This is a genomic window from Cupriavidus sp. GW821-FHT02F09 (assembly GCF_059421605.1).
On sequence record NZ_JBWKVH010000096.1, the window covers coordinates 1 to 3902 of the forward strand.

Here is a 3902-nt window from a genome sequence, read left to right on the forward strand (position 1 = left end):
ACCGTGCTGCGCAACCTGGAACGCCTGACCGGCGACATGCGCTACCGCCCCAGCCCGTGGCTGTGGCGCCGCGCCGGCCTCGGCCTGTCGCTGCTCGCCGAAGAGCGATAGGTCCCCATGGCCTCCCCGCTTGGATTGCCGTGCGCAAGCGATAAACGACCGGTCGGTACCTCACTTGCATTCATTCGCAAGCGGGTGAGTCTGATCGGTCTCGACGTCGAGATCGTTCATATCCGGAACTTGCGGTTTCCCTTCCCAATCCGCATCGAAGTCGAGACGGGCATCTGCGATGTTTCGATCCAAGGCTTCATGCGGACGCTGCGTCATGGCGACTATCGCGTACTGCCCGCCCTGCAAGAGATATCGCTGACCTTGCGCAGTCAAGTGAAGCTGGTCTTGACACTGGCGCCAGCGCCCCCCCCTGGCTCTGATTCCATCGACTCTGGCGAAAGCCATGGAGCCGTCAACCTTTCAATAGACGCCGTGCGGAAACGAAAACCTGTGACCGCGGGCATTGCCAGTGCCGTATTTGCAGCGCCACAGGCAGACTGGCGCCTTTCGTCTGCCGCGGCCCTTCTTGGCAATCTCAACTGCGCGGAGCTTTCGCGGAAGCTCCTGCAAGAGTGTGAGAGCTTCCGGCAAGTGGTCAGGACACAGCGCCTCTCTCGCTTTGTGTTCGATCTCCTCACGTCAGCACCCGAGCTCGCGTGCGCCCACTACGGATTCTCCGATCGCTGTCACCTGGAAAACGCCGTCTACGACCAATTTGGCATCTCGGTGCAGTCGTTCGCGAGATTATCTCCTATTACTCAAAGTCGCAGCGGTATCTCTGCCCCCAACTGGAGCACTGGCTGAGCAAGCTACGGGGTAGGGGTCTCGGCGCACCAGCAACCACAAGCGAGCCGGACCATGACGCACGAAACATCATGGCGATGCTGGGGGGTCTTTGCCAGGAGTCAATGGCGATGAGTCATACTGCGGCTGACCCCCTTGACCGAACGGCTTCTCCTCTGGGCGGTAGCCCGGTGCCTGCGCGTTCCACGCCCTTCGACGCCTTCGCATTCGATTGGACCAGCGCATGCACGGCCCGCGGGCCGCTGACATCCAGATGCAGCCCCTTCCCCGAACCAACAGCCTGCTCGAGCAGTTTTCAGCAGACACAATCCGGCCTGTCGTTACAGAGAACAATTGAACACACCGAAGTGGCAGGATAGGCGCCTCGGAGCCTCCTGTCGGGCAATCGTTCTTGGGCACGGTTCTTGCCTGCTTGACCCTCACCCAATCGCCAGCTCATCGCGAACCGCCAGGCAATCGGGATGGGCGCAGCGCTCCGAACAACGCCAAATGAATGAGGTCCCTGGAATGCCCCTATCGGTCTCTGTCCCGCGTCGAGAGATACACCATCGCGTCATCGATATGAAAGCGTACGTCCGCGACGACGGCCTCTACGATATCGAAGCGCGCCTTGTTGATACAAAGCCCTTCGCCTTCGCCCGCGTCCAGACTCCCGTTCCCTTGCCTGCCGGTGAGCCGCTGCACGATCTCTGGATCCGACTGACCGTGGACGATGCATTTGTTTTGCGAGCGATCGAGGCATCGTCCGACTCCACGCCGTACCCACTCTGCAAGGAAGCGGAATCCACTTTGTCGGTGCTTATAGGGGAAAGGATTGCTTCCGGATGGTCATCCAAAGTGAAGGAGCGCCTCCGCGGTTCGGCGAGCTGCACCCACTTGATGGAGATGCTCATCCCCATGGCAACGACAACCTTCCAGGGGATCGCTGGTGCACGCCGCGAAGGACAGACATCCGTTGACACAAGCAAAGTCCCCGTGAAGCTCGACAGCTGCTACGCCTATGGTAGGCATCGCGAAGTAGTGCTGCGATTCTGGCCGCAGCACTATCAGCCGGCGACCGAACAGGATCCTGGCTGATGTACTCGGCGGACACCGATGTGTTCTCAAGGGAGACAAAACGACCACCCGAAGTGCTTCCCCTCGCTGCGGCGCGACCTTGCGACTTCGCGAATTTTGGCGGCCGGCAGGCGATATGGCCCCACGACCGAAAATGAAACCGCTTGTGGCACGGCACTTGCAGATACACGTTGTCATTGACCGAACACATGCACGGAGACGCGCAAATGAGCAAGCAGATGGTAGTCACGGAAATGGAGGGATCTGTACTCGTGATCCGGCTAAACAGCCCGGAGAATCGCAATTCGCTGACGACCGAGCTGCGCGAGCAGATTGGCGGTGCAATCGAGCACGCCGAGCGCGAGCGCGCGGTGCGCGCGGTGTTTCTCACAGGCGAGGGCCCGACGTTCTGCTCGGGTGGGGACCTGAGGATGCTGCAAACGGCATGCGATCCGTGGCCCGTACATCGGCGCTTCCGTGGCCTTAGCCGCTGGTTGACGCCGCTGATCACGCTGGACAAGCCAGTCGTCGTCGGCGTCAGGGGGCACGCCGTAGGCGGTGGCATGGGGCTGGCTCTGACCGGAGACGTGGTGATCGCGGGCGAGGGTGCGAAGTTTGTCTCTGGCTTCTTCCGCTTGGGCGCGGTACCTGATATTGGCATGATGTACCACCTGCCACGCCTGATCGGCATGGCGCGCGCGAAGAAATTCCTGTTCAGCGGAGCGACGATGTCGGCGACAGAAGCGCTCGATCTGGGACTGGTCGCGAAGGTGGTGTCCGACGAACAGGTTGAGGCGGCCGGCCTGGAAGAGGCTGCGCGCCTGGCAAGCGGTCCGGCCGACGTGATGGGGCTTGCAAAGACGCTGATAGCGCGCAGCTTTGAGACATCGCTGACCGATATGTTCGCATTCGAAGGCTTCGGCCAGGCACTCGCGATGTCGAGCCCCGAATTCCGCGAGGGCCTGAGTGCTGCTTTGGAAGGTCGGCGCGCCGACTTTGCGCGCGCCGCGGCTGGACAGTGAACCCTAGTCGTTCCGCAGACCTGGTGCACGATATCGAGAGGGGATGAACATCGGAAGCATTTCGCTACGTGGACTGGTCGAGAAATAAGCCGATGTCGGCGCTGCGGTGCCGACACGCATCGCGCACACATGGAGCGCGCTTCCTCCGCAGTCAGCGAGAACCCGCTGACTGCATTTCGTCATCCAGCGCGACGCAAGGCCATCCCAGCCATCGCCAGGGATGGCGGCGTTCCGAATCCACTATGCAATTGCCCGCGCGATCATGTTCCGCCAGTGCAGGCAAGCAGCGCGCAGGCTAAGGAGAGTATAGATGTACATCGGTATCCCGCGAGAATCGCGGGTAGGAGAAACTCGTGTCGCCGCCACCCCGGAGACGGTCAGGAAGTACGTGACCCAGGGCCATCAGGTCATCGTCCAGTCGGGAGCCGGCGTGCGCGCCAGCGTGCCGGACTCGGCGTTCGAAGCCGTAGGCGCCACCATCGGCACGGCGGTGCAGGCCTTCGGCGCGCAGCTGGTGCTCAAGGTGCGCGCCCCCGTGGATGCCGAACTCGCGCTGATGACGCCGGGCGCCGTGCTGGTCGGCATGCTCAATCCCTTCGACGCAGAAAACAACGCCCGCATGGCGAGCGCCACGCTTACGGCGTTCGCGCTGGAAGCGGCGCCGCGCACCACGCGCGCGCAGAGCATGGACGTGCTGTCCTCGCAGGCCAATATCGCAGGCTACAAGGCAGTGCTGGTTGCCGCCCACCATTACCAGCGTTTCATGCCCATGCTGATGACCGCCGCCGGCACCGTCAAGGCGGCGCGCGTGCTGATCCTCGGCGCCGGCGTGGCCGGCCTGCAGGCCATCGCCACCGCCAAGCGGCTGGGCGCGGTGATCGAGGCTTCCGACGTGCGTCCCGCCGTCAAGGAGCAGATCGAATCGCTGGGCGCGAAGTTCCTCGATGTGCCGTTCGTCACCGACGAAGA

Annotated in this window: 3 protein-coding genes and 1 pseudogene; all 4 read left to right on the forward strand. The window is 62.5% G+C overall.

The annotated features are described in order from the left end of the window. Positions 1-117 precede the first annotated feature (117 nt). Positions 118-855, forward strand: coding sequence for a hypothetical protein (locus AC07XB_RS38845; RefSeq protein WP_492833224.1), 738 nt, complete (start codon positions 118-120; stop codon positions 853-855). A 507-nt stretch (positions 856-1362) separates the two neighbouring features. Further along, positions 1363-1932, forward strand: coding sequence for a DUF2889 domain-containing protein (locus AC07XB_RS38850; RefSeq protein WP_492833230.1), 570 nt, complete (start codon positions 1363-1365; stop codon positions 1930-1932). Positions 1933-2138: 206 nt separating this feature from the next. Then, positions 2139-2933: an enoyl-CoA hydratase/isomerase family protein gene (locus tag AC07XB_RS38855; RefSeq protein WP_492833226.1), complete on the forward strand. Its 795-nt coding sequence runs from the start codon at positions 2139-2141 to the stop codon at positions 2931-2933. Positions 2934-3243: 310 nt separating this feature from the next. Beyond that, a pseudogene (locus AC07XB_RS38860) lies at positions 3244-3902 on the forward strand (Rossmann-fold NAD(P)-binding domain-containing protein); the annotation flags it as partial.